Annotated in this window: 23 protein-coding genes and 2 tRNA genes; 19 read left to right on the top strand and 6 right to left on the bottom strand. The window is 63.8% G+C overall.

Annotated elements, in window-relative coordinates; genetic code table 11:
• Positions 1 to 105: 105 nt before the first annotated feature.
• Positions 106 to 1,056, bottom strand: coding sequence for an AEC family transporter (locus tag A9K66_RS26310; RefSeq protein WP_067329418.1), 951 nt, complete (start codon positions 1,054 to 1,056; stop codon positions 106 to 108).
• 163 nt (positions 1,057 to 1,219) lie between these two features.
• Here A9K66_RS26310 and A9K66_RS26305 point away from each other — a divergent pair, with 163 nt between their 5' ends.
• The 9 genes from A9K66_RS26305 to A9K66_RS26265 all read left to right on the top strand — a co-directional run bounded on the left by A9K66_RS26305 (position 1,220) and on the right by A9K66_RS26265 (position 8,677).
• On the top strand, positions 1,220 to 1,768 hold the full coding sequence (locus A9K66_RS26305; protein ID WP_066999807.1) for a histidine phosphatase family protein: 549 nt from the start codon (positions 1,220 to 1,222) through the stop codon (positions 1,766 to 1,768).
• A gap of 221 nt (positions 1,769 to 1,989) precedes the next feature.
• Positions 1,990 to 2,063: transfer RNA gene (locus A9K66_RS26300), tRNA-OTHER, on the top strand.
• Positions 2,064 to 2,132: transfer RNA gene (locus tag A9K66_RS26295), tRNA-Met, on the top strand. It abuts the tRNA gene before it with no gap.
• A gap of 354 nt (positions 2,133 to 2,486) precedes the next feature.
• Positions 2,487 to 3,632, top strand: coding sequence for a slipin family protein (locus A9K66_RS26290; protein ID WP_067329414.1), 1,146 nt, complete (start codon positions 2,487 to 2,489; stop codon positions 3,630 to 3,632).
• Between the two features lie 177 nt (positions 3,633 to 3,809).
• Complete coding sequence (locus A9K66_RS26285; RefSeq protein ID WP_066999801.1) at positions 3,810 to 4,091, top strand: acyl carrier protein; 282 nt, start codon at positions 3,810 to 3,812, stop codon at positions 4,089 to 4,091.
• A gap of 46 nt (positions 4,092 to 4,137) precedes the next feature.
• Positions 4,138 to 5,328 (top strand): beta-ketoacyl-ACP synthase, encoded by a 1,191-nt coding sequence (locus A9K66_RS26280; RefSeq protein ID WP_067329411.1) that lies wholly within the window; start codon positions 4,138 to 4,140, stop codon positions 5,326 to 5,328.
• 17 nt (positions 5,329 to 5,345) lie between these two features.
• Complete coding sequence (locus A9K66_RS26275) at positions 5,346 to 6,617, top strand: beta-ketoacyl-ACP synthase (RefSeq protein WP_067329407.1); 1,272 nt, start codon at positions 5,346 to 5,348, stop codon at positions 6,615 to 6,617.
• Positions 6,618 to 6,655: 38 nt separating this feature from the next.
• Positions 6,656 to 7,684 (top strand): zinc-binding dehydrogenase, encoded by a 1,029-nt coding sequence (locus A9K66_RS26270; RefSeq protein ID WP_067329404.1) that lies wholly within the window; start codon positions 6,656 to 6,658, stop codon positions 7,682 to 7,684.
• 6 nt (positions 7,685 to 7,690) lie between these two features.
• A complete protein-coding gene (locus A9K66_RS26265; protein WP_067329401.1) occupies positions 7,691 to 8,677 on the top strand; it encodes a lipid A biosynthesis lauroyl acyltransferase in 987 nt (328 codons plus the stop codon).
• Between the two features lie 141 nt (positions 8,678 to 8,818).
• Here A9K66_RS26265 and A9K66_RS26260 read toward each other — a convergent pair whose 3' ends face one another.
• Both A9K66_RS26260 and A9K66_RS26255 read right to left on the bottom strand, forming a co-directional pair.
• Entirely contained in the window at positions 8,819 to 9,664 is an 846-nt protein-coding gene (locus tag A9K66_RS26260) for a hypothetical protein (RefSeq protein ID WP_127245695.1), read from the bottom strand.
• Positions 9,665 to 9,852: 188 nt separating this feature from the next.
• Positions 9,853 to 10,284 carry a L,D-transpeptidase gene (locus A9K66_RS26255; RefSeq protein WP_066999783.1) on the bottom strand — a complete coding sequence of 144 codons (432 nt, stop codon included), beginning with the start codon at positions 10,282 to 10,284 and terminating at the stop codon, positions 9,853 to 9,855.
• A 255-nt stretch (positions 10,285 to 10,539) separates the two neighbouring features.
• On the opposite strand from A9K66_RS26255, the gene A9K66_RS26250 reads away from it, so the two are divergent.
• From A9K66_RS26250 to A9K66_RS26230, 5 genes are all read left to right on the top strand, one after another.
• Positions 10,540 to 11,817, top strand: a complete 1,278-nt coding sequence (locus A9K66_RS26250) for an acetylornithine deacetylase/succinyl-diaminopimelate desuccinylase family protein (RefSeq protein ID WP_067329395.1) — start codon at positions 10,540 to 10,542, stop codon at positions 11,815 to 11,817.
• Positions 11,818 to 11,932: 115 nt separating this feature from the next.
• Complete coding sequence (locus A9K66_RS26245; protein WP_067329392.1) at positions 11,933 to 13,411, top strand: ABC transporter substrate-binding protein; 1,479 nt, start codon at positions 11,933 to 11,935, stop codon at positions 13,409 to 13,411.
• Positions 13,412 to 13,439: 28 nt separating this feature from the next.
• Positions 13,440 to 14,387, top strand: coding sequence for an ABC transporter permease (locus tag A9K66_RS26240; protein WP_067329389.1), 948 nt, complete (start codon positions 13,440 to 13,442; stop codon positions 14,385 to 14,387).
• Complete coding sequence (locus A9K66_RS26235; RefSeq protein ID WP_067329386.1) at positions 14,384 to 15,253, top strand: ABC transporter permease; 870 nt, start codon at positions 14,384 to 14,386, stop codon at positions 15,251 to 15,253. Before A9K66_RS26240 ends, A9K66_RS26235 begins: the two co-directional genes overlap by 4 nt.
• Complete coding sequence (locus A9K66_RS26230; RefSeq protein ID WP_067329383.1) at positions 15,250 to 16,872, top strand: dipeptide ABC transporter ATP-binding protein; 1,623 nt, start codon at positions 15,250 to 15,252, stop codon at positions 16,870 to 16,872. Before A9K66_RS26235 ends, A9K66_RS26230 begins: the two co-directional genes overlap by 4 nt.
• A 15-nt stretch (positions 16,873 to 16,887) precedes the next feature.
• Here A9K66_RS26230 and A9K66_RS26225 read toward each other — a convergent pair whose 3' ends face one another.
• Positions 16,888 to 17,313 carry a TerB family tellurite resistance protein gene (locus tag A9K66_RS26225; RefSeq protein ID WP_066999766.1) on the bottom strand — a complete coding sequence of 142 codons (426 nt, stop codon included), beginning with the start codon at positions 17,311 to 17,313 and terminating at the stop codon, positions 16,888 to 16,890.
• 112 nt (positions 17,314 to 17,425) lie between these two features.
• Between A9K66_RS26225 and A9K66_RS26220 the strand changes: the two genes are divergently transcribed.
• The 4 genes from A9K66_RS26220 (at position 17,426) to A9K66_RS26210 (ending at position 19,865) form a co-directional block, all read left to right on the top strand.
• Positions 17,426 to 18,211 carry a TSUP family transporter gene (locus tag A9K66_RS26220; RefSeq protein ID WP_067329380.1) on the top strand — a complete coding sequence of 262 codons (786 nt, stop codon included), beginning with the start codon at positions 17,426 to 17,428 and terminating at the stop codon, positions 18,209 to 18,211.
• Positions 18,212 to 18,263: 52 nt separating this feature from the next.
• Positions 18,264 to 18,434 carry a hypothetical protein gene (locus tag A9K66_RS29895; protein ID WP_082954093.1) on the top strand — a complete coding sequence of 57 codons (171 nt, stop codon included), beginning with the start codon at positions 18,264 to 18,266 and terminating at the stop codon, positions 18,432 to 18,434.
• 91 nt (positions 18,435 to 18,525) lie between these two features.
• Positions 18,526 to 19,359, top strand: a complete 834-nt coding sequence (locus A9K66_RS26215; RefSeq protein WP_067329377.1) for a helix-turn-helix transcriptional regulator — start codon at positions 18,526 to 18,528, stop codon at positions 19,357 to 19,359.
• 86 nt (positions 19,360 to 19,445) lie between these two features.
• Entirely contained in the window at positions 19,446 to 19,865 is a 420-nt protein-coding gene (locus A9K66_RS26210) for a VOC family protein (RefSeq protein WP_067329373.1), read from the top strand.
• 278 nt (positions 19,866 to 20,143) lie between these two features.
• On the opposite strand, the gene A9K66_RS26205 is transcribed toward A9K66_RS26210, so the two are convergent.
• Positions 20,144 to 21,619 (bottom strand): cobyric acid synthase, encoded by a 1,476-nt coding sequence (locus A9K66_RS26205; RefSeq protein ID WP_067329370.1) that lies wholly within the window; start codon positions 21,617 to 21,619, stop codon positions 20,144 to 20,146.
• Entirely contained in the window at positions 21,619 to 22,224 is a 606-nt protein-coding gene (locus tag A9K66_RS26200; RefSeq protein ID WP_067329367.1) for a dimethylsulfonioproprionate lyase family protein, read from the bottom strand. Before A9K66_RS26200 ends, A9K66_RS26205 begins: the two co-directional genes overlap by 1 nt.
• 138 nt (positions 22,225 to 22,362) lie before the next feature.
• Between A9K66_RS26200 and A9K66_RS26195 the strand changes: the two genes are divergently transcribed.
• Positions 22,363 to 23,529 carry an isobutyryl-CoA dehydrogenase gene (locus A9K66_RS26195; RefSeq protein ID WP_067329363.1) on the top strand — a complete coding sequence of 389 codons (1,167 nt, stop codon included), beginning with the start codon at positions 22,363 to 22,365 and terminating at the stop codon, positions 23,527 to 23,529.
• Positions 23,530 to 23,550: the final 21 nt, after the last annotated feature.

Here is a 23,550-nt window from a genome sequence, read left to right as displayed (position 1 = left end):
TCGGGGGCGTGCAAGGCTGCACGCCGGCGCATTGCTCTTACCTAGGGAAAGCCCGGCAAGCAATCACAAGATGGCATATAGGGGTTGGGCCAGTAAAAACGAGCGCTAGCCGAACACGTGCAGGACCACCGTCAGCCAGAAGGATGTGGTGAGCACCGCGCTGGCCGTGGCGATCGTCATCTGGTTGGACGCCAGCGCCTGGCCGGTGTTGAATTGGACGGCGATGAGATAGGAATTAATGCCGGAAGGCAGCGCCGCCACGACCACGGCGACCTTTGCCGTCAGCGGCGGCAGGCCGAGCAGCCAGACCGCGAGCAGCACCAAGGCCGGCATCAGGAAAAGTTTCAGCGCCGACAGCGCGAGCGCTGGGCGCACGTTCCCGGAAATGCCGAAGCGGCGCAGGCTGAGCCCCATCGCAAACAGCGCCACCGGCCCGGCCGTATCGGCCAGCGCGTCGACCAGCCGCTCGATCAGCGGCGGCAGCGGCGCGCCGGTGAAGCGCCAGGCGAGCCCCGCGAGAATGCCAATGATGAGCGGGTTGACGAACAGCCGCCTGAGGAAATTCCGGATGACGCGCAGCGGATGCACGGACTCTTCGTCTTGACGGCCGAACATCTCGAACAGCACGATTGACGCCATCATCATGACAGGCAGGTGGATCGAGACCAGCAGCGACAGCACCTCGAAGCCGCTGGTGCCGAATATGCCGAGGATGAAGGGCGCGCCAAGCAGCACGACATTGGAATAGGCCGAGGACACGCCGCCGACGATGCCGGCGCGGGCATCGCGGCCGAAGAGGCGCGTCATGACCAAGTGCCCGGCGGACCAGGTGACGGCAACTGCCGCAAAATAGGCGCTCCACAGCGACCATGGCGCCACGCCATGGAAATCGGAGTTCACCATCGTTTGGAACAAGAGCAGCGGCATAGCCACGTTGACGGCGAATTCGGATATGCCCTCACCACTTGCCGGCTTCAGATAGCCGGTAAGGCCGGCGAGATAGCCGAGCGCAACGAGACTGAAGACGAACAGGACGGTTTCGGTGAGCGGCGTCATTGTTCGGGCGGAGACATCTTTACCGTGATAGGCAAGCCTCGAGCGCCGTGCAATCGGCCGTTCTCCGGCCGACCGTTGGTCCTCTGCTTGTTTTTCAGCCGGCTTTGCGGTCCCTATATGCCGAAGATGGCCCCGGCCTCTCCGGCCGCCATAAGGACTTCACATGCTGCGACTTGCCCTGGCGCTTTTCCTGCTTGCCGTTCCCACCCTCGCCCACGCAACCGACGCCGGCTGGGCGCTGCTGCGCGATGGCGGCCATATCGTCCTGCTTAGGCATGCCTTCGTCACCGGGACCACCGATCCGGCGAATTTCGACATCGGCAATTGCGCCACCCAGCTCAACCTGTCCGAGCGCGGCAAGCAGCAGTCAAGCCGCATCGGGGCGCTGTTTGCGGCGCGCGCGGCGCCCATCGAGCGTGTGCTCTCCAGCCGCTACTGCCGCTGCCTTGATACCGCCCGCATCGCTTTCGAGGCCGAACCGAAACCATTTGCGCCGCTCGACTTGCTCAAGACCGATTCGGCTGAGAAGGCCGCTCAGATGGAGGCGGTGATGAAGGAGATCCGGGGCTATTCCGGCTCTGACAATCTGGTGCTGGTCACGCATCTGGAAAACATCCAGGCGCTCACCGGCGTCTCGCCGCGCGAGGGCGAGGCCGTGGTCGTGGCGCCTAATGGAGACGGCCTCAAAGTGCTCGGCCGCGTCACCTTCTGACGGCATAGGTCTGCCCAGCTCAGCACTGTGTCCGAAATGCCACAGCCGCAAGAAGCCGCAAGCCCCCGCGATAATGCCGCTTGCGACAAGCCGTCGCAGGGTCTATAGGCGCGCTCCCGGTCACGAAAACCGAAGCGAGCACAACGGTTGGAGCTTTCGTCTCCGCCCGCGCAGCCAGCTTTGCCGCGCTGTGTACGGCGCCGTTTCGGAGTGTTGGGATCGCCGATGTAGCTCAGAGGAAGAGCGCCGGATTTGGGTCCGGAGGTCAGGGGTTCGAGTCCCTTCATCAGCACCACGGATAGCTCAGTTTGGTTAGAGCGTCAGACTCATAATCTGATTGTCGAAGGTTCGATTCCTTCTCCAACGGCCTGTTAAGCCGACACCTTTGGGTGGTGTTATCCAAAACGGTCCGGGGACCGGAATGCAGAAGACCTGACGGACGGCTAAGCCTTCGGGCCGAGGCCGTATCGAACGGTCCGATGCCATCGGCTCGCGGCCAGGCTCGCGGTGACGATCAAGGCGCGGCAATGCCGGCAAAGGAGCCTTCGGGCGCCGGCGCCCGCCTTGCCGCCCCGCGATCCGCTCCCGAAGGCCCGCCGCCTGGCGATGCCACCGGTCTCCGGATCATTCGTGCCGGGAAACGAAACGAGAAACGAAAGGACGATCGACGCATGACGTGACGCCTCACATGGGGCCATGCCCGACAGGAGTAAAGACAATGAAGACCATTCTCGAAAAGGTTCTGGGACGCCAGCGCGTCCTCGTGAAGGAAAATGAACGTGCCGTTGCCCTCTACAAGGGCGAGATCCAGGCTGTCCTGATGCCGGGCGAACATTGGCTCGACAACCGGCGCGGAAACCTGGAAATCTCCAGGCACGACCTGAAGAACCCGGAATTCGTTTCGGCCTACGAGAAGGCATTGTTCGACAAGCTCCCGGATGTGGCCGCGCGTCACTTCACCGTGGTTCGCACCGGGCGCACCGACATTGCCGTGATCGAGCGCGACGGCGCCCTTCATGCCGTTCTCGCTCCGGATCGCAAGCTCGTGCTGTGGACGGGTGCCGGCCCGTGGGCGGTGACCTCCGTCGACGCGGCGGCCGATCTGGCCGCCGATCCGGCCTTGATGCGCCGGATCGGCCAGGCCCGGAAGACGGAACACATGTTCCTGCATCCGGTCGTGGACGGTCAGGTCGGTCTGCTGTTCGTGGACGGCGTCTACACCCGCACGCTTGTCGCGGGGGTGCACGCCTTCTGGAATGTCGGGCGCATGGTCCAGGTGAAGGTCGTCGATCTCAAGCGGCAGTCGCTTGATGTCAACGGGCAGGAAGTGCTGACCAAGGATCGCGTGACGATCCGCGTCAACATCGCCGCCGAATACCGGGTCGTCGATCCGGTGACGGCGGTGAGCATGGTGAAGGACTTCTCGGAAGCCCTCTACCGCGCCCTGCAGTACGCCTTCCGCAAGACGCTCGGCGCGCTCACCCTCGACCAGATCCTCGACAAGAAGATCACGGTCGATGAGGAGGCAGCCGCCAAGGTGCGTTCCGACATGGCCGCGATCGGCCTCGAGGTCAGCGATATCGCGCTCAAGGATGTGATCCTGCCGGGCGAGATGCGCGAGATCCTCAACCAGGTGGTTTCGGCCGAGAAGCAGGCCGAGGCCAACGTCATCCGCCGCCGCGAGGAGACGAACGCCACGCGTTCGCTGCTCAACACGGCCAAGGTGATGGCCGAGAATCCGGTGATGCTGCGGCTGAAGGAACTCGAGGCTCTCGAGGCCATCGCCGGCAAGGTCGAGCGCCTGACTGTCCACAACGGGACGGGCGGGCTGCTCAACGATCTGGTCAAGCTCCGCGAAGGCTGAGCTTACGCCACGTAAAATGGGAAGGGCCGCCGGCAACCCGGCGGCCCTTCTTGCGTCCACAAAGCCGGCATCCCATCTGCGCGCGGCGTGTCAGGCCTTTTCCTGCCCGGAAAAACCGATTAGACAGCGCCAAAACAAGATGCGGACAGATTCCGCCCGCAACCGAAGGAAGAGCCCTTGTCCACCACGTTCGAGAAAGTCGCCAAGATCATTGCCGACACCAGCGAGATCGATATCGACACCATCACGCCCGAAAGCCATACCATCGACGATCTCGGCATCGACAGCCTCGATTTCCTCGACATCGTCTTTGCCATCGACAAGGAATTCGGCATCAAGGTGCCGCTCGAGAAGTGGACGCAAGAGGTCAATGACGGCAAGGCTTCGACCGACGACTACTTCGTCATGCAGAACCTGTGCGCCAAGATCGACGCGCTGGTCGCGGCCAAGGCCGCCTGACGAGCGCGACCTTGTCCCACCTCCAGCCTGACCAGCAAAGCCGCTCATGAGCAGCCCGCGCGACGTCGTCATCACCGGTATCGGCCTTGTCTCTTCGCTGGGAGAAGGACCGGACGCGCATTGGCAGAAGCTGACCCGGCCGGGCGTTGAGCCGGTGCTCGATGCGACGCGCTTTGCGCCCTACACAATTCATCCCCTGCCCGAGATCGACTGGAACCTGCAGATCGCCAAGCGCGGCGACCAGCGCCAGATGGAGACCTGGCAGCGGCTCGGCACCTATGTCGCCGGCCTGGCGCTGGACGACGCCGGCATCAAGGGCAATGACGAGCTTTGCGCGACCATGGACATGGTTGTGGCGGCCGGCGGCGGCGAGCGCGACGAGGCCGTGGACAGCGCGATCCTGGCGGCGTCCGAGAGCCGCAACGACCGCGACGTGCTGCTCAACGAGAAGCTGACCACGGAATTGCGGCCGACGCTGTTCCTCGCCCAGCTTTCCAATCTGCTCGCCGGCAACATCTCCATCGTGCACAAGGTCACCGGCTCGTCTCGTACCTTCATGGGCGAGGAAGGCGCCGGCGTCTCTGCCGTTGAGACGGCCGCCGCGCGCATCCGCTCGGGCCAGTCGACCCATGTGCTGGTCGGCGGCGCCTTCCAGACCGAGCACTCAGACATGCTGCTCGGCTATGAGCTCGCCGGTTATCTGCATCGCGGCCCGTGGAGACCGGTCTGGCAAAGACAGGGCGCGGAAGGCGGCGGCGTGGTGACGGGCTCGGGCGGCGCTTTCTTGGTGCTCGAACAGCGCGAGCATGCGCAGAGCCGGGGTCGCAAGATCTATGCTGAGCTCGGTCCTGTGATTTCCGGCCGGGCGAGGCGCCGGCGCGGCGAGCTGAATGCCGAAATCGCCGCTTTGCTGAAGCAGGCGGCGCTGCCCGCCGGCGAATTGCTGACCATTTCCGGTGCCTCCGGCGCCCATGCCGCCACGGCGGCCGAAAAGGTGGCACTCGATGCCAACCCGGGGCTTGCAGTGCGCGCCTTCTCGACGCTCACCGGCCACATGAAGGAAGCGCAGTTCCCCTTCGCCGTGGCGCTTGCCGCGCTCGCCGTCGACCGCAAGGCCCCCTACCCTGTCTTCGATGCCACAGTGGAGCAACCATTCGAAGGCGCCCCCAGCTCCGTCCTTGCAACGGCGATCGGCTATCACCAATTCGAGGGCCTGGGGCTGATCAAGGCCGCTTAGAGCGAGACAGACAGAACATGGCCAATCTCTGCGATCACATGGGCAGGCCTATCGTCGCCGTGACCGGCATCGGCGTGGTGACTTCGCTTGGCGTCGGCAAGGCCGACAACTGGGCGGCGCTGACCTCGGGCAAATCCGGCATCCATCCAATCACCCGCTTTCCCGTCGATCATCTGAACACCCGCATTTCCGGCATGGTCGATTTCCTGCCGTCGAGCTCCAAGGGTGCCAGTCCCCTCACCTACGAGCTGGCCGAGACGGCCGCCCAGGAAGCGGTGTCGGAGGCCGGCCTCGATTCCGGCGATTTCGGCGGCCCGCTCTTTCTCGCCTCGCCGCCGGTCGAGCTCGATTGGGCCGACCGCTTCTCGCTCTACAATTCCGACAAGAAGGAAAGCGGTTCCGAGAGATTGCTGCGCGTGGCGCGCGGACTGAAGGAGCTCGGCATTTTCGAGACCACCCAGTTCGGCTCGATCGCCGATCGCCTGGCCGATCGTTTTGGCACGCGCGGCCTGCCGATCACGCTGTCGACAGCCTGCGCGTCAGGCGCCACCGCCATCCAGCTCGGTGTCGAGGCGATCCGCCGCGGCGAATGCGACAAGGCGCTGTCGATCGGCGCCGACGGCTCCGCCACGGCCGAAGCCCTGATCCGCTTCTCGCTGCTCTCGGCGCTTTCCACCCACAACGACATTCCCGAAAAGGCCTCGAAACCCTTCTCCAAGGACCGCGACGGTTTTGTCCTTGCCGAAGGTTCCGGCGCGCTGGTGCTGGAATCGCTGGAGGCGGCACTTACCCGGGGAGCCACCATCCTCGGCATCATGCGCGGCTGCGGCGAGCGCGCCGACGACTTCCACCGCACCCGCTCCAAGCCTGACGGTTCGCCGGCCATCGCCGCGGTACGCGCCGCCCTTGCGGATGCCGGCTTGAGCGAGGACGAGATCGACTACGTCAACGCGCACGGCACCTCGACGCCGGAAAACGACAAGATGGAGCATCTGTCGCTGTCGACCGTGTTCGGCGAGCGGATCGGCTCGATGCCGATCTCGTCGAACAAGTCGATGATCGGCCACACGCTGTCCGCTGCCGGCGCGGTCGAGGCCGCGTTCTCGCTGATGACCATGCGCGAAAGCGTCATCCCGCCGACCATCAATTACGACAATCCTGATCCGGCAATCGTGCTCGACGTGGTGCCAAACAAGAAGCGCAACGCAGAGGTCGGCACGGTTCTGTCGAATTCCTTCGGCTTCGGCGGCCAGAACACCTGCCTTGTCATGGCGCGGGAACCGGTCTAAGCGGACGTTTTCCCGCTTCCAAAGTACCGACAGGCCAAATGCGCGCATTGCAACTTATCGAGGACCGCCGCCTTGAAACGGTGGACCTTCCGCCTCCCCCGCCGCCTTCGCAAGGTGAAGTGACGCTCCGCATCAAGGCGGTGGCGCTCAACCATATCGACGTCTGGGGCTGGCGCGGCATGGCCTTCGCCAAGCGCAAGCTGCCGCTGGTCGTCGGCGCCGAAGCCTCGGGCGAGGTCGAGGCTGTCGGGCCAGGCGTCTCCACCCTCCTGCCGGGGCAACTGGTGTCGATCTACGGCGCGCGAACCTGCGGGCTCTGCCGTGCCTGCCGCGAGGGCCGCGACAATCTTTGCGAGCACGTCTCCGGCGTCCACGGTTTTCATCTCGACGGCTTCGCGCAGGAAAAGATCAACCTGCCTGCCCGTCTCCTGGTGCCTGCGCCGCCCGGTGTCTCAGAGATCGGCGCTGCCGTCGCACCCGTCACCTTCGGCACGGTCGAGCATATGCTGTTCGACAACGCGAAACTGGAGCCCGGTGAAACCATCCTCGTCCATGCCGGCGGCTCCGGCATCGGCACCGCAGCCATCCAATTGGCGAAGCGCATGGGCTGCACGGTCATCACTACGGTCGGCTCGAACGACAAGATCGACAAGGCGAAGGCGCTTGGCGCCGACCATGTCATCAACTATCGCGAGGATCGCTTCGAAGGCGTGGTGCGCAAGCTGACGAAGAAAAAGGGCGTCGATGTCGTGTTCGAACATGTCGGCGCCGACACTTTTGCAGGTTCGATGCTATGCCTGAGGCGCGGCGGCCGCCTCGTCACCTGCGGCTCGACCTCCGGCGTCTCGACGCAGGTCAACCTGATGCAGCTTTTCCAGCAACAGCTGAAGCTGCTCGGCTCCTTCGGCTGCCGCATGAAGAACATGGCCGATGCCATGCAAAAAATGGCGGCCGGTCTCGTCGCGCCCGTGATCGACACCGAAGTCGGCTTCGACGACATCGACGCCGCGCTGAAGCGCATGGAAGGCCGCGACGTCTTCGGCAAGATCATTCTTCGCGTTTCCTAAGACAAGATGGTCGGCAAGGTGCTCAAGAAAGCCCGCCGGGACTTCATGTTCCGCTATGGCCGGCGGCTACGCCAAATGGAGCACTGGCTGGTGGCGCGGCTTGCCATGGCGGTCATCGGCCTGCTGCGCCTTTTGCCGCCTGACAGCGCGCTCAACTTCGCCGACCGCGTCGCCCGCCGCATCGGGCCGATGGTCGGACGGCACCGGGTGGCCGTCAACAATCTGCGCCTTGCCTATCCGCAAAAGAGCGATGCCGAAATCGAGGCCATCGCGTCCGACATGTGGGGCAACATGGCCCGGCTTGCCGCCGAATACATCTTCCTCGATGCCCTCTTCGATTTCGACCCGAATGCCGCCAAGCCGGGCCGGGTCGAGGTCAGCGGCATCGAGCATTTCGTCGAAATCGCCAGTGAAAAGAAGCCGCATATCCTGTTCACCGGCCATCTCGGCAATTTCGAGCTTTTGCCGGTCGCCGCCGCCACCTTCGGCATGAACATCACCGCGCTGTTCCGCCCGCCCAACAATCCCTACCTTGCCGACTACATCCACTCGACACGCCGCTCGAGCATGGGAGGCCTGCTGCCGTCCTCGACCGGCGCATCGTTCGCCCTTGCCGCCATCCTGGAAAACGGCGGCAATATCGGCGTGCTGGTCGATCAGAAATTCACGAACGGCGTCGAGACGACCTTCTTTGGCCGCCCCTGCCAGAGCAATCCGGTGCTGGGCATGCTCGCCCGCCACTATGACTGCGATGTCTATCCGGCGCGCTGCGTCAGGCTGCCGGGAAACCGTTTCCGATTGGAAATCGAAGACAAGCTTGACTTGCCGCGCACCGAAACCGGCAGCGTCGATGTTCACGCCACCACGCAGCTGCTCGCCGACGTCGTCGAGCGCTGGGTGTGCGAGGATCCCGGACAGTGGATGTGGTTCCACAAGCGCTGGGAGATGAGCGGCCGCCGACGTAAGCGGCGTGAGCAGGCCAAGGTCAGCTAAAGCGGCCCAGAACGTTCAGATCGCTTTCGTCTGGATCAAACGCGGAACCGCTTTGAAATAGCCTGCTGCTAGGCGTGTTGCGTCCAATGCGCAACGCAAAGCCGCGAGGACCAAGTCCACGCGGCTCCAGATTCAGCTGTCTCAAAGCGGAGCGGGGATGGTGAAGTTCGGCCGGAACGTATCCATCGTGGCACCGTTGCGATCCTCGGAAAGCAGTGTGTCCGAGCCGAAGCTTGCCCGCAGGCCGACCACGTATTTGTGGATGTTCACGGTGCCTGAAGCTTCCGAGAAGGTTAGGTGATCCAGCTGATAGCGGCCAAATACCGACCAAGGGGTCCCTGAGAACCGATAAGTAGCCTGCAAGGCCGCCGTTACCGTATCGAAATGTCCGCCAAAACCGGACAGCCGCGAGAAGCCGAGTTCACCGTCGAAGCGGAGATTGTCTTGCGCGAAATACCGCACGACACCCCGGCCGCCCCAATTGTCGAAATGTTCGGACTCGCCGCTGGCCCGCAACTGCCCGTAGTAGGCCTGCCCGTAGATCGTCACGTTGCCGAAATAGGCCTGAGCCTCTGGACCGACAGTGAAGGTATAAAGGTCTAAGTCACCGATGCCGTTATCGCCGCCAAATCCGTTTATCGTCGCAAATCCACCCAGCGCATATGAGCTCGGATCGCGCCAGTAACCGTGGATCGCACCGCCGTAGCTGTAGATGTTCGTGCCTTCGACCCAAAGCGAATCGATCACCCCGTCAGTCTGGATGTTCCAGCGGGCGTCGATCGGGAAATTCACCCGAACAGCGCCGCCGGCAGTCGTGCCATCCGAGTCGTCCCCAGGGGTCGCGAAATAGAGACCTCCGAGATAGATTTCGCCATAACCTGATATATGCGGCTGCGCGAGTTCCTGGTCCAGAAGAACGGGTGCATCGGCAGCAAAAGCCGAGGTTGCGGTTGCCGCGATCGCAGCGCTCAATAGAAATCGATACATTAAAGTCCCCAAGCAGCCAGAACAACGCTTCGTACTTACCACTGCGCCGTCATGCAAACCAGCTCCGGCGATGCTCACGCTAGTATAAGCTGCTTGTTTTTGAAGCATGTGCGGCATTGCTGCAACGCTCCGAGCAGGCGCAGCCATCAAATGCTGCCTGCGGCCTAGGCAGCCCTCTCCGGCCCGTTTCAATCGGTGACGACGATTCGCGTGTTGCCGTAGCCGGCTTCCTTCACCATCGAATAGAAAGTCGCGGCATTGGCCGTATGCAGGCGCACGCAGCCATGCGAGGCCGGACGCCCGAGATACTTCACGGCGCCGGTGCCGTGAATGGCGTAGCCGCCGCGGAAGAACACCGAATACGGCATCGGCGAATTGTCATACTTGCGCGAGTACCACATCCGCGCGGTCCATTGCGGCCGGTAGCTGCCGCGCGGTGTGAAGTAGCCCCTTCGGGCCGTCGATACATTCCAGCGATACAGCACCTGGCCGTATCTGCTGACGGTCATCGTCTGCGTCGAGACGTCGATATTGGCGACCAGCGAAGCCGCCCGGCTTGCGATCGACGTGCCGAGCAACGTGGTTGCCAGCACGGCCGCCATGAGGCTGGATTTTTTCATGCGATGAACCCCTTCGATTGCCCCCTGCCATCACGTGGTCTCTTTTCCATCATTTTCGCCGGCAGGTGCGTTAAGTACCACACACTCCTTGACAAATTCGCCAATTCGATTTCGCGAATTTGAATGATTTCCCGTCATAGTTGCTGGGCCGCTGCCCACTCTCAACGGTTTAAGCGCGAGCCTGCCCTCAATCATTGTCCGGCAACCGCGAAAGGCAGCTTGCAAAAGCGCCGCGTTGCTTTTTCAATCGGCAGGATGAATGAACGACTCCTCCGGGCCGTCGATGACCGGGTCGACGACCTGATCGCGCTGACCGCCGAGCTCATCCGCTTTCCGACCGTCAATCCGCCCGGCGAGGCCTACCGGCCATGTGCCGAGTATCTCGGCGCACGCCTCAAGAAGCTCGGCTTCGAAACCGAATTCATTCGCGCAGAAGGCACGCCCGGCGACACCGACCGCTACCCGCGCGTCAATGTCGTCGCCCGCTTCGACGGCCGCTCGCCCGGTGCCTGCGTCCATTTCAACTCGCATATCGACGTGGTCGAGGCCGGCGAAGGCTGGACCGTCGATCCTTTCGCCGGCCTGGTGAAGGAAGGCAGGGTCTACGGCCGCGGCGCCTGCGACATGAAAGGCGGGCTGGCGGCTTCTGTCATTGCCGCCGAAGCCTTCATGGAGGTCTATCCCGACTTTCCCGGCGCCATAGAAATATCCGGCACGGTCGACGAGGAATCCGGTGGGTTCGGCGGCGTCGCCCATCTGGCGAAGCTCGGCTATTTCTCGAAGCCGAGGGTCGACCACGTCATCATCCCCGAGCCGCTGAACAAGGACCGCATCTGCCTTGGCCATCGCGGCGTCTGGTGGGCCGAGATCGAGACCAAGGGCGAGATCGCGCATGGCTCGATGCCGTTCCTCGGCGACAACGCGGTGCGCCATATGGGTGCCGTCGTGCAGGCCTTCGAGGACGAGCTTTTCCCGGCGCTCGACCGCAAGGTGACGCGCATGCCGGTGGTGCCCGAGGGCGCCCGGCGCTCGACCATGAACATCAATTCTGTCCATGGCGGTCAGACCGAGGATTTCCGGCCGGGACTGCCCTCGCCCAACGTGCCGGATTCCTGCCGGCTGACCATCGACCGCCGCTTCCTGCTCGAGGAAGACCTCGCCACCGTCAAGGGTGAAGTCACCGGCATCCTCGACCGGCTGAAGCGCGAGCGAGAAAAGTTCGACTACGAGATCCGCGACCTGATGGAGGTGCTGCCGCTGATGACCGAGCGCGACGCGCCGGTCGTGAAAGCCGTCGCCAAGGGCATCATGGAAATCTTCGACCGCGAGCCGGAATACGTCATCTCGCCCGGTACCTACGACCAGAAGCATGTTGCCCGCATTGGCCAGATCTACGACTGCATCGCTTATGGCCCCGGCATCCTCGATCTCGCGCATCGGCCGGACGAATGGGTGGGCATCGCCGACATGGTGGACGCGGCCAAGGTGATGGCGATCGGCCTCGACGTGCTGCTGCGCGGTACGACCGGCTGATCGGGAAAAACATTTCGCTTGGCGCCACCCGGCAGCACGAAACGCAATTTACTCACAGGCCAAATCACGCTTCTATCCGCTGGGCTTGTCCGTTTGACCGTATGGGAGTTCGGCAATGAAATTGTGGAAGACCATTTTGGCCGCCGCTGTGCTTACTTTCGCGGCCGCCACGTCGGCATTTTCGGCCCGTACCGACCTCGTCATCGGCATTCCGCTCGAACCCCCGCATCTCGATCCGACCGCGGGCGCCGCCGCCGCCATCGACGAGGTGCTCTACGCCAATGTCTTCGAAGGTCTCACCCGCATCGGTCCGAATGGCGAGGTGATCCCCGACCTTGCCGAAAGCTGGACCATCTCGGATGACGGCAAGATCTACACTTTCAAGCTGCACACCGGCGTGAAATTCCACGACGGCAGCGATTTCAGCGCCGACGACGTGAAATTCTCCCTCGACCGTGCCCGGGCCGACAATTCGGTCAACGCCCAAAAGGGGCTGTTCGCGCAGATCGACAAGGTCGATGTCGTCGATCCGGCGACGGTGAAGGTCACGCTGAAAAACCCGCAAGGCTCCTTCCTCTACAATATGGGCTGGGGCGACGCGGTGATCGTGTCGCCGAAATCGGCCGACACCAACAAGGAAAAGCCGGTCGGCACCGGCCCCTTCAAGTTCCAGAACTGGGCCAAGGGCTCGTCGATCACGCTTGTGAAGTCGGATAATTACTGGGGTGCCCCGGTTGCGCTCGACAAGGTCGAGTTCCGCATCGTACCCGACGCCGCCGCCGCCGTGCCGGCGCTGCTTTCGGGCGACATCCAGGCCTTCCCCTTCTTCGATCCCGACAGCGTCTCTCAGGTCAAGGACGATCCGCGTTTCAAAGTGGTGATCGGCTCCACCGAAGGCGAGACGATTCTTTCGATCAACAACAAGAAGCCGCCCTTCGACAAGCTCCAGGTGCGCCAGGCCATCTCCTTCGCGCTCGACCGCAAGGCGATCATTGACGGCGCCTCGGCGGGCCTGGGAGTGCCGATCGGCTCGCATATGTCGCCCGCCAACAAAGACTATGTCGACCTCACCGGCCTCTATCCGCACAATGTCGACAAGGCCAAGGAACTGCTGAAGGAAGCCGGCCTAGAAAAAGGCTTCAAGGCGACGCTGAAGCTGCCGCCGCCGTCCTATGCGCGGCTTGGCGGCGAGATCATCGCGTCCGAGCTGCGCGATGTCGGCATCGATCTGGAGATCATCCCCGTCGAATGGGCGCAATGGCTGGATCAGGTCTTCACCAAGAAGGACTACGACCTCACCATCGTCTCCCACACCGAGCCGAACGACATCGATATCTATTCGCGCAAGGACTATTACTTCAACTACGACAACCCGGCCTTCGATGCCATCATCGCCAAGCTCAACCTGACCTCGGACGAGGCGAAGCGGAAGGAGCTGCTAGCAGAGGCGCAGAAGATCCTCGCCGACGACGCCGTGGTCGGCTTCCTTTACGAGCTGCCGAAGGTCGGGGTCTGGGACGCGAAGCTGCAGGGCCTGTGGGAGAATGCACCGATTCAGGCCAATGACCTTACCAAGGTGAAGTGGACGGATTGACGCCGGCGCGGTCGCCTGATCGCCTCCCATGGCCACCTATCTCCTCAAGCGCCTCATCATCGCGACCATCACGCTGGTGCTGGCCTCGATGGTGGTGTTTGCGGTGATGGAAATCCTGCCTGGCGACCCGGCGCGCCTGATGCTGGGCTTCAACGCCAGCGCCGACCAGGTCGAGCTGTTGCGCAACCAGATGGGCCTGAACGCGCCGCTTGTCCTGCGCTACCTGCACTGGGCGGGCGGGTTGCTCAGCCTCGATTTCGGTCGCTCCTACACCTATTCGGTTCCCGTCATCGACCTCGTGGGTGAGCGCGTCGTCGTTTCCCTGCCGCTGGCGCTAATCGCGCTGGCGCTGTCGACCGTCATAGCCATTCCGGTCGGGGTGTTTTCCGCCGGCCGCCAGGGCCGGGCCGGCGACACATTCGCCATGGGCGCTGCCCAACTCGGCGTTGCCGTGCCGAATTTCTGGTTCGCGCTGATGCTGATTTATCTCTTCGCCGTATGGCTGCGGCTGGTGCCGGCGGGTGGATTTCCTGGCTGGGACGCCGGGATCTGGCCGGCCGTGAAATCGCTGCTGCTACCGGCCATCGCGCTGGCGCTGCCGCAGGCGGCGATCCTGGCGCGCGTCGCCCGCTCGGCGCTGATCGAGGTGCTCAACGAAGACTATATCCGCACCGCCCGCGCCAAAGGCCTGCCCTACCGCGCCGTGCTCTGGCGCCACGCGCTGCGCAACGCCATGATCCCGGTGCTCACCATTCTCGGCCTGCAATTCGCGTTCCTGCTTGCCGGCACCATCATCATCGAGAATGTCTTCTATCTGCCGGGGCTTGGACGGCTGGTTTTCCAAGCCATCACCCAGCGCGACCTGATCGTCGTCGAGAGCGTCGTCATGCTGCTGGTCGCCGCCGTGATCGCCGTCAATCTGCTGGTCGACTTCTCCTACGCCGTTGTCGATCCGCGGCTCAGGGGCCGGCAATGATAATGCGCGTCGACCTGCCCGAGGAAACGCTTGCCGGGGTTCTGGCCAAAGCCTTCGGCAACCGCTCTTTTCTGATCGGCTTCGCCATCACGCTGCTGGTGGCCGCGATTGCGCTGCTCTCCTTTGTATGGACGCCCTACGACGTCACCAAGCTGGTCATCGCAGACAAGACGCAGGCGCCCTCGTGGACGCATTGGTTCGGCACCGACCATTTCGGTCGCGACATCCTTTCGATGATCATGGTCGGCGCACGCAACTCGATCGCGGTAGCGCTGGTGGCGGTCGGCATCGGCATGGGCATCGGCGTGCCGCTCGGCGCCTTCGCGGCGGCGCGGGGCGGCCTTGCCGACGAGGCGCTGATGCGCATCAACGATCTCGTCTTCGCCTTCCCGGCACTACTGTCGGCGATCATGATCACCGCCATCTTCGGGCCGGGCGCCGTCAACGCCATCATCGCCATTGGCATCTTCAACATCCCGGTCTTCGCGCGCGTCGCCCGCGCCGGCGCCTTGGCGATCTGGCCGCGCGAATTCATCCTCGCCGCGCGCGCTGCCGGCAAGGGCATGACGCAGATTTCTGTCGAGCACATCCTGCCCAACATCGCGACGCTGCTGCTGGTACAGGGCACGATCCAGTTTGCGCTGGGCATCCTCGCCGAAGCGGGGCTTTCCTATGTGGGCCTGGGCGCGCAGCCGCCAATGCCGAGCTGGGGCCGCATGCTGTTCGACGCGCAGACGCGGATGGTGACGGCGCCGTGGATGGCAATCTTTCCCGGCATGGCGATCATCGTGACCGTGCTTGGGCTCAACCTGCTCGGCGACGGCATCGCCGACATCCTCGATCCGAAATCGCGGCGGCGGCGATGAGCCTGCTCCAGATCGAGAACCTGTCGCTTGTCATCGGCGGAACGCGGATCCTGAAGCAGGTCGAGCTTGCGATTGCGCCTGGCGAGGTGGTCGGCCTGGTCGGCGAATCCGGTTCCGGGAAATCGATGACGGCGCTGACGATCATGAGCCTGCTGCCGCATCTAGCTCAAACCAGCGGACGCGTCACTTTCGACGGCATCGACCTCCTTGCAGCGAGCGAGGACCAGATGTGCGCGCTGCGCGGCGACGACATCGGCATGGTTTTCCAGGAGCCGATGACGGCGCTCAATCCAGTCAAGACCATCGGCGAGCAGGTGGCCGAGGGCATTCGCTGGCACACCAGGGCGGGCCGCGCCGAGGCCGAGGATCGCGCGCGAAAAATGCTCGACCGTGTCGGCCTGCCGGAAGCCAAGTTCCCACTGTCGCGCTACCCGCATGAGCTCTCCGGCGGGCAGCGCCAGCGCGTCGTCATCGCCATCGCCTGCGCGCTGAAGCCAAAATTGCTGATTGCCGACGAGCCGACCACGGCGCTCGATGTGGTGCTGCAGGCGCAGATCCTCGACCTGCTGCGCGATCTGGTCAGCGAAAACCGCATGGGCCTGCTGCTCATCTCGCACGACCTTGCGGTAGTGACCGAGATGGCCGACCGCCTGACCATCCTGCGCGGTGGCGAAGTGATGGAAGCCGGCGACACCGCGCGCACGCTGTCGGCACAACACCACCCCTACACGCGCGAGCTGGCGCTGGCTTCCATGCATGTGCCGGCGCGGCCCAAAAAACACCTTGCCGGTTCGGCAAAGCCGCTGCTCGAAGTCGAAGGCCTGAGCCGCGACTATCCGGGTCGGCGCAAATCCCTGTTCCGGGCGGCAGAGCCGATCCGCGCCGTCGACGATGTATCGCTAACCATCGAGCCGGCCCAGTCGGTAGCCCTCGTTGGCCGTTCCGGCTGCGGCAAATCCACGCTCGCCCGCATGATCCTGGCATTGGACAAGTCGACGGCGGGCTCAATCCGCTTTCGCGGCCAGACCATCACCGGCAAATCAGAGGCCGAGCTGAAGCCGGCCAGGCGCGACATGCAGGTGGTCTTCCAGGACCCTTACGGCTCCTTCGATCCACGCCAGAAGGTCGAGAAGCTGGTCGCCGAGCCGTTGCATCTCCTGGAGACCCAGCCGTTGAAAGCCGAGCGGCGCGAGATGGTCGCGCATGCGCTGCATGAGGTCGGACTCGGCCCGCGCGACATGGACAAATACCCGCATGAATTCTCGGGCGGCCAGCGCCAGCGCCTGTCGATCGCCCGCGCCATCATCACTCGCCCGAAACTGGTCGTCGCCGACGAGCCGGTCTCGGCGCTGGATGTCTCGATCCGCGCCCAGATCCTCGACCTCTTCGCCGAGCTTAACCAGAAGCTCGGCATCGCCTATCTGTTCATCACCCATGACCTGACGGTTGCCCGCGCCATGTCGGACGAAGTGCTGGTCATGCATGAGGGCAAGATAGTCGAGCGCGGCAGGACGGCCGATGTGCTCGACAGCCCGCGCTCGGAAGCCGCGCAGGCGCTGGTCGCGGCGGCGCCGGACCTTCACCGTGCGATCGCGCGACGCATGCAGGAACAAGGGTAAGCCGCGAGCCCGCGCTCAGCCCTCCGGTTTGACCAAATCCACCGGGCTGATGTCGAGCAAGTCGAGCGTGCGACGCAGCAGCTTCACCTCGCTCTCGGCAAGCTTGGAATCCGCCTTCGCGATCTCGGCCATGTGGCGCGCAAGCAGCTTTCGCCGCTCGACATCGAGGTCGCGGAACAGCGCGATCGCTTGTGAGCCGTTGGTCTCGTAGCCGTAGTCGTTGAGATATTCGACGACGCTGTCGATCGAGGCTTCGGGAATGCCGAAGGCTTCCTTGCAGATGTGCCGGAAGGCGACCATCTCGCTCTCCGACACCGCGCCGTCGGCCAGGATCATCCGGAACAGCATCAGAAGCTCGGCCGACAGCACCGGATCGTCCGCTACCTTGCGCACGCCCGGGTCGCCGTCGAAGATCGAACGTATCTGGTCGAGCAGCGCCATCGCCGTAAGCCTCCCCTTGCGATTCCGTTGAAATTGTTAGCGTGGAATCGGTCTTGCGCAAACTGTCTAAGCATGATGGAAGCAGCCGTCCCCCGCCTTGACCCACAGCCCGATGATCGACCTTACCTTGCAGACTGTCTTCATGCTCACCGCTGCCGCTTTCGCGGCGGGCTTCGTCGACTCGATCGCCGGCGGTGGCGGCCTGATCACCATCCCGGCGCTGCTCCTGGCGGGCTTCTCTCCGGTGGCAGCGCTCGGCACCAACAAGCTGCAGGGCATGTTCGGGTCCGGCTCGGCCACGATCCACTATGCCGCGAACGGCCAGGTCGATTTGCGCCGACAATTGCCTTCCGCGCTGCTGGCCCTTGTTGGCGGCGCCATCGGCGCCCTGCTGGCGACGATCGTGCCCGGCGACTTCCTGCGTGCCCTTTTGCCGGTTCTCTTGATCGCGATCGCTCTATACTTCGCGTTCAAACCCAACATGAACGACGTTGACCGCGCAGAGCGTCTGTCACCGCTCCTATTCGGCCTAACGGTTGTGCCTGCCATCGGCTTGTACGACGGTCTGTTCGGCCCAGGCACGGGCTCGTTCCTTATGCTCGCCTTCGTCAGCCTTGCCGGCTATGGTCTGCTCAAGGCGACCGCGCACACCAAGCTGCTCAATTTCGCCTCCAACATCGGCGGCTTCGTCGTCTTCGCCGCCGTCGGCGTCATCGACTGGAAGATCGGTCTGATGATGGGTGTCGCCCAGTTTCTGGGCGCCCGCCTCGGCGCAGGCCTCGCCATCAAAATCGGCGCAAGACTGATCAAGCCGCTGCTGGTGATCGTGTGTGTAGCGCTGGCGGTGAAGCTGCTTGCCGACCCGGCCAATCCCCTACGCCAACTCATTGGTGTGTGACTGTCCTGCTGGTAGAATTCGGGTGTTGCGAATCATGTTGGAGGGACCAGACATGAATCTTAGTGCGCCCACGCAGATCGTGTTCATTATTTCGTTGGTCATCGCCGCCATCGGCCTTCTCGCCGCTCTCGGCCTTCTTGCGTTCATTCCTCTCGCGTCGGTGTGGATCATGCTCATCGCCTATGTCGTGCTCGCCGGCGGCTGCCTGATGCGCGGCGCCTAAAGCAATCCAGGAAAAGTGTGGAGCAACTCGGAGCGCCCGGCCCTGCCGGGCGCTTTTGATTTTTGCGAGCGTGTTCTGCTAGGCTCGCGGCATGTCCGACGAGACAGAGCGCCATCGGGAGGATACTCGCTCTCCCGCTCTCCATTTCGAGATGGTGCGGCGCAAACCCGCCGCCTCGCTCGCAGGCATCGTCACGGATATCTGCGGCTACCGGGAAATATGGCCCGGCCATTTCCGCATGGTCGAATATGCCTCGCTGACCGTACCCCTGGTGATCAGCTTCGCCGAAGCGTTCGCCATCGGGCTCGGCCGCAGCCCGGGCGACAACGATCGCTACGCCAGCTTCGCCGCCGGTCTCTATGCCGGCCCGGTCATGATCAAATCCTTCGGCGCCGCCTGCTGTGTCCAGGTCAATTTCACGCCGCTCGGCGCCAGGCAATTCTTCGGCCTGCCGATGAGTGAGTTGCGCGACCGCATGGTCGGGTTGGACGATGCGATGGGCTTTGATGGCATCGCGTTGCGCGAACAGCTCGGCGAAGCGTCGGATTGGGACAAGCGCTTCGACATTGCCGAGGGTTTCATCGCAGGCCGCCTCGCGGACGCGCATGCGCTTTCGCCCGAAATCGCCTGGCCCTACCGGACGATCATCGCATCGGGCGGCCGCACCCGCATTTCGGCGCTCGCCAGCGAGATCGGCTGGCGCCGCAAGCATCTGGCGGCGAAATTCGCCGACGCGACCGGCATCGGCCCGAAGACATTGTCACGCATCGTGCGCTTCAACCGCGCGCTGTCGCTGTCGAAGCGGCAGGACGACAACTGGGCCGGCATTGCCGCCGATTGCGGCTACGCCTACCAGGCGCATCTGGTGCGCGAATTCCGTCAGCTTGCCGGCGAAACGCCGTCCGGGCTCGCCACGTGGATCTAAGCTTCAGGCGAGGTAACATTTCTTCAAGACGTGGAAACCGCGTTCGCACAGACTGGCATCCATTCAACCAGCACAGGGATATTGTCATGCCAGCAACAAACGAAGCACCCCGTCTCTATCCAGCCCTGCGATACAGGAACGCCGCTAGGATGATCGACTGGCTCAGCGAGGCCTTCGGCTTCGAACTGCGCGCCCGTTATGGCGATGGCGACATCGTTCACCACGCGGAACTGACCTTTCGGTCCTCGATGATCATGCTGGGCACCGCGCGCGACGACGATTACGTCAAGATGGTCGGCGAGCCCGGCGGTGGCGGCGGCAAGTCCATCCACATTGCCGTCGATGACGCCGATGCCGCCTATGCCAAGGCGAAGAAGGCCGGCGCCAGGATCACCCAGGAACTGGTCGACCGCGACGATGGCAGTCGCGAGTTCATCTGCCTCGACCCCGAAGGCAATGTCTGGTCCTTCGGCACCTACTGGTCGAAGGCGGGCGAGAAGGCGTAGTTGCTATCCTCGCCGGCATTTGCGGCTGGCGAAAACGCCTGAACTTCGTCATCCACGGGCGGAGCGGGAGCGAAGCGGACGCGAAGACCCGAGGATCCATTCCGTGACCTCGATCGAAGGGCGCAGAGGAGCAGAATTCTGCACGGTAGCAACGCCTTACCGTCACGGAATGGATCCTCGGGTCTGCGCCGCGTCGCTTCGCTCCTTGCTCCGCCCGTGGATGACGATGCGGCGGAAGCTTTCGCTAATGGCAAGCGTATGCGCATCGACGGGAGGACCTACCGCGCCAGCCCGAAAATCGCATCGCAGTCGAGATGCTTCTCCAGCTCGGCCGCGACCTCGTCCAGCGCCTTCTCGACCTCGGCGCGATAGTCGATGCCCCCATCCTTGACCCCGAGGCTCGCAAGGTAGGCCGCGCGAAAAGCGTCCGCTGCAAACAGCCCATGCAGATAGGTACCGATAACCTTGCCATCGGCGGAGACCGCGCCGTCCTCGAGGCCGTTGATGATCGCCGAAGGCCGCGCGGCGTCCGGGCCGGTGGTGCGGCCGAGATGGATCTCGTAGCCTTCGAGCGGCAGGCCGAATTGCACCGAATGAGCGCTCGAGTTGCGCACCGTCTTTTCCGGTTCCATCACCGTCTCGATGTCGAGCAGGCCAAGGCCCTCCGTCTCGATGACGCTGCCTTCGATGCCATCGGGGTCGCGAACCTTGCGGCCGAGCATCTGATATCCGCCGCAGATGCCGACGACATGGCCGCCGCGTTTGCGGTGCGCGGCAAGGTCGCGATCCCAGCGATTCTCGCGGAATTTTATCAGATCGCCGATGGTCGATTTCGAGCCCGGAATGACCACCAGCCCGGCATCTTCCGGGAGCGGCTTTCCCGGCGGCACGAACACCACCTCGACCTGCGGCTCGGCCTTGAGCGGATCGAGATCGTCGAAGTTGGCGATCCGCGCCAGCATGGGCACCGCCACCTTCAGCGCCCGCCTTTCGCCCGAGGCAAGTCGCTCGAGCACAACCGAATCTTCAGACGGCAGCCTTGCCGCGGACTTCAGCCAGGGCACGACGCCGAAACAGCGCCAGCCGGTAAACTTGCCGATGGCGCTGACCCCATCGTCGAACAGCGAGACATCGCCGCGGAACTTGTTGATGAGATAGCCGGCGATCATGCGCCGGTCTTCCTCCGGCAGGATCAGATGCGTGCCGGCGACGGAAGCAATGACGCCGCCGCGGTCGATGTCGCCGATAAGCACCACCGGGACGTTGGTACGCGTGGCAAAGCCCATATTGGCGATGTCGCGGCTTCTAAGGTTGATCTCGGCCGGCGAGCCGGCGCCCTCGACGATGACGAGGTCGGCGTCCTCGCCGACCTTCGCCCAGGAATCGAGCACCGCATCCATCAGCCTGGCCTTCATTGCCTGATAGTCGCGCGCCCGCGCCTCGCCAAAAACCTTGCCCTGCACCACCACTTGCGAGCCGATGTCGCTTTGCGGCTTGAGCAGCACCGGGTTCATGTGCACGGTCGGCCTCACCCCGCAGGCCAGCGCCTGCAGCCACTGCCCGCGGCCGATCTCGCCGCCGCCGGTCTTGTTGTTGCCGGGGATGTCGGCGACGGCGGCGTTGTTGGACATGTTCTGCGGCTTGAACGGCCTGACCTTCAGTCCGCGTTTTTTTGCTGCCCGGCAGAGCCCCGCCACCAGCACCGTCTTGCCGACATCCGAGCCGGTGCCTTGCAGCATGATCGCCCTGGCCATCAGCCCCTGCCCTCCGCGCCGATGATAGATTTCTGCGCGAGCGGTCCACCTCGCCAGATATAGAGCGCCATCAGTGGCTCCTTGCCGGTACGCATGGCGTGATTGACGTTGGACGCATGGTGGATGATTTCGCCCGCCGCTCGAACCCGAAAGCCGGCCCCGCCCATGCGCCACTCGGTGCTGCCGGTCAGCGGAATGTAGATCTCCTCGGCGGTGTGGTGGTGGTCTGGGTAGACACTGTCGGGCCCGAGGATCAGCACGCCGCCCGCGACCTCGTCATTGGCGAAATGCCCCCGCGTGCCGAACACCTCCAGCCAGCCGTAATTGTCGATGAAGAGCTGTCCGAAATCGGCAGCGGTATAAGTCTGGCCCCAGCACAGCTCATTGCGATGGTCCGCGATGAACCGCGTCAGCGGCCCGACGTCCCGCGGCGCAAGCTCCGCAATCCGATCGAGATGGCGAAGGCAACGAAGCGCACGTGGTTCGCGCGAACGAGAGGGCATGTGCCAATCGATGCGCGCGACGGCGTCCGCAACCAGATCGCTGTCGATGCCGGCGAGATAGAAGTGGAACCGGTCCAGCAGCTGATCGAAAATTGTCGGCACGCAAGACTCCGTTGATCAATCCATGCACAGCCGGTCCGCGGCGGGCTGGGTTGCGCGGCGGCATCATTGGTCTAGATTGATCGCTGCGCAAAGCCAAAAACGACAGGCCACAAGGCCTGAAACGACAGGGAGCACGCCATGGACGCGGCAGTCGATGCGGGCACTGGCCAATTCGAACTCACCGAGCAACAGCGCGCCATGAAGGAGATGGCTGAGGCCTTCGCGGCCGATCGGGTCGCGCCGAACGCGCTCGACTGGGACCGGGCAAAGCACTTTCCGGCCGACGTGATCCGCGAGACCGGGCCGCTCGGCCTGGGCGGCATCTATGTCCGCGACGATGTCGGCGGCTCGGCGCTCGGTCGGCTGGATGCGGTGCTGATCTTCGAGGCGCTGGCGCATGCCGATCCGGCCTTCTCCTCCTTCATCTCCATCCACAACATGGCGGCGTCGATGATCGACCGCTTCGGCAGCGACGAGCAACGCCGGCGCTTCCTGCCGAAGCTGACCTCCATGGAATGGCTGGCGAGCTATTGCCTGACCGAGCCCGGCTCCGGCTCCGATGCCGCCGCCTTGAAGACGAGAGCGGTGAGGAGCGGCGGCGACTATGTCTTGAACGGCGCCAAGCAGTTCATCTCCGGCGCTGGCGACAGCGACCTCTATGTCGTCATGGCGCGCACCGGCGGCGACGGGCCCAAAGGCATTTCGACCCTGGTGGTGCCCAAGGATGCGCCCGGCCTCTCCTTCGGCGCCGATGAGCACAAGATGGGTTGGCATATGCAGTCGACCCGCCAGGTCATCTTCGAGGATTGCAAGGTGCCGGCCGAGAACCTGCTTGCCACCGAAGGCGCGGGCTTCGGCATCGCCATGGCCGGGCTCGACGGCGGCCGGCTCAACATCGCCGCCTGCTCGCTGGGCGGCGCGCAGTCGGCGCTCGACAAGGCGCTCGCCTACACGAGCGAGCGCAAGGCCTTCGGATCGAAGATCAACCAGTTCCAGGCCCTGCAGTTCAGGCTGGCCGACATGGAGACGGAGCTGCAGGCGGCCCGCATCTTCCTCTATGCCGCCGCCTCGAAGCTCGATCGCAAGGCGCCGGATGCCGGCAAATGGTCGGCGATGGCCAAGCGCTTCGTCACCGACATCGGCTTCGACATCGCCAACGAGGCGCTGCAGTTGCATGGCGGCTACGGCTATCTGCACGATTACGGCATCGAGAAGCTGGTGCGTGATCTGCGCGTCCACCAGATCCTCGAAGGCACCAACGAGATCATGCGCGTCATCATCGCGCGAACGCTGATCGGCCGCTGAAGCAGCAAATTTCGGGAGACA

The sequence above is a fragment of the Mesorhizobium sp. AA23 genome, from assembly GCF_001672435.1.
Taxonomy (GTDB): Bacteria; Pseudomonadota; Alphaproteobacteria; order Rhizobiales; family Rhizobiaceae; genus Mesorhizobium.
This window is presented reverse-complemented; position numbering and strand designations above follow the sequence as displayed.

Bases quoted from the DNA above. Each gene is read 5' to 3' on its own strand.
- A9K66_RS26240 (WP_067329389.1), top strand. From the start codon at position 13,440: ATGGCCACCTATCTCCTCAAGCGCCTCATCATCGCGACCATCACGCTG.
- A9K66_RS26260 (WP_127245695.1), bottom strand. From the start codon at position 9,664: ATGTATCGATTTCTATTGAGCGCTGCGATCGCGGCAACCGCAACCTCG.
- A9K66_RS26290 (WP_067329414.1), top strand. From the start codon at position 2,487: ATGAAGACCATTCTCGAAAAGGTTCTGGGACGCCAGCGCGTCCTCGTG.
- A9K66_RS26215 (WP_067329377.1), top strand. From the start codon at position 18,526: ATGTCCGACGAGACAGAGCGCCATCGGGAGGATACTCGCTCTCCCGCT.
- A9K66_RS26250 (WP_067329395.1), top strand. From the start codon at position 10,540: ATGAATGAACGACTCCTCCGGGCCGTCGATGACCGGGTCGACGACCTG.
- A9K66_RS26280 (WP_067329411.1), top strand. From the start codon at position 4,138: ATGAGCAGCCCGCGCGACGTCGTCATCACCGGTATCGGCCTTGTCTCT.
- A9K66_RS26255 (WP_066999783.1), bottom strand. From the start codon at position 10,284: ATGAAAAAATCCAGCCTCATGGCGGCCGTGCTGGCAACCACGTTGCTC.
- A9K66_RS26195 (WP_067329363.1), top strand. From the start codon at position 22,363: ATGGACGCGGCAGTCGATGCGGGCACTGGCCAATTCGAACTCACCGAG.
- A9K66_RS26230 (WP_067329383.1), top strand. From the start codon at position 15,250: ATGAGCCTGCTCCAGATCGAGAACCTGTCGCTTGTCATCGGCGGAACG.
- A9K66_RS26275 (WP_067329407.1), top strand. From the start codon at position 5,346: ATGGCCAATCTCTGCGATCACATGGGCAGGCCTATCGTCGCCGTGACC.
- A9K66_RS26210 (WP_067329373.1), top strand. From the start codon at position 19,446: ATGCCAGCAACAAACGAAGCACCCCGTCTCTATCCAGCCCTGCGATAC.
- A9K66_RS26310 (WP_067329418.1), bottom strand. From the start codon at position 1,056: ATGACGCCGCTCACCGAAACCGTCCTGTTCGTCTTCAGTCTCGTTGCG.
- A9K66_RS26220 (WP_067329380.1), top strand. From the start codon at position 17,426: ATGATCGACCTTACCTTGCAGACTGTCTTCATGCTCACCGCTGCCGCT.
- A9K66_RS26270 (WP_067329404.1), top strand. From the start codon at position 6,656: ATGCGCGCATTGCAACTTATCGAGGACCGCCGCCTTGAAACGGTGGAC.
- A9K66_RS29895 (WP_082954093.1), top strand. From the start codon at position 18,264: ATGAATCTTAGTGCGCCCACGCAGATCGTGTTCATTATTTCGTTGGTC.
- A9K66_RS26245 (WP_067329392.1), top strand. From the start codon at position 11,933: ATGAAATTGTGGAAGACCATTTTGGCCGCCGCTGTGCTTACTTTCGCG.
- A9K66_RS26305 (WP_066999807.1), top strand. From the start codon at position 1,220: ATGCTGCGACTTGCCCTGGCGCTTTTCCTGCTTGCCGTTCCCACCCTC.
- A9K66_RS26235 (WP_067329386.1), top strand. From the start codon at position 14,384: ATGATAATGCGCGTCGACCTGCCCGAGGAAACGCTTGCCGGGGTTCTG.
- A9K66_RS26225 (WP_066999766.1), bottom strand. From the start codon at position 17,313: ATGGCGCTGCTCGACCAGATACGTTCGATCTTCGACGGCGACCCGGGC.
- A9K66_RS26205 (WP_067329370.1), bottom strand. From the start codon at position 21,619: ATGGCCAGGGCGATCATGCTGCAAGGCACCGGCTCGGATGTCGGCAAG.
- A9K66_RS26265 (WP_067329401.1), top strand. From the start codon at position 7,691: ATGGTCGGCAAGGTGCTCAAGAAAGCCCGCCGGGACTTCATGTTCCGC.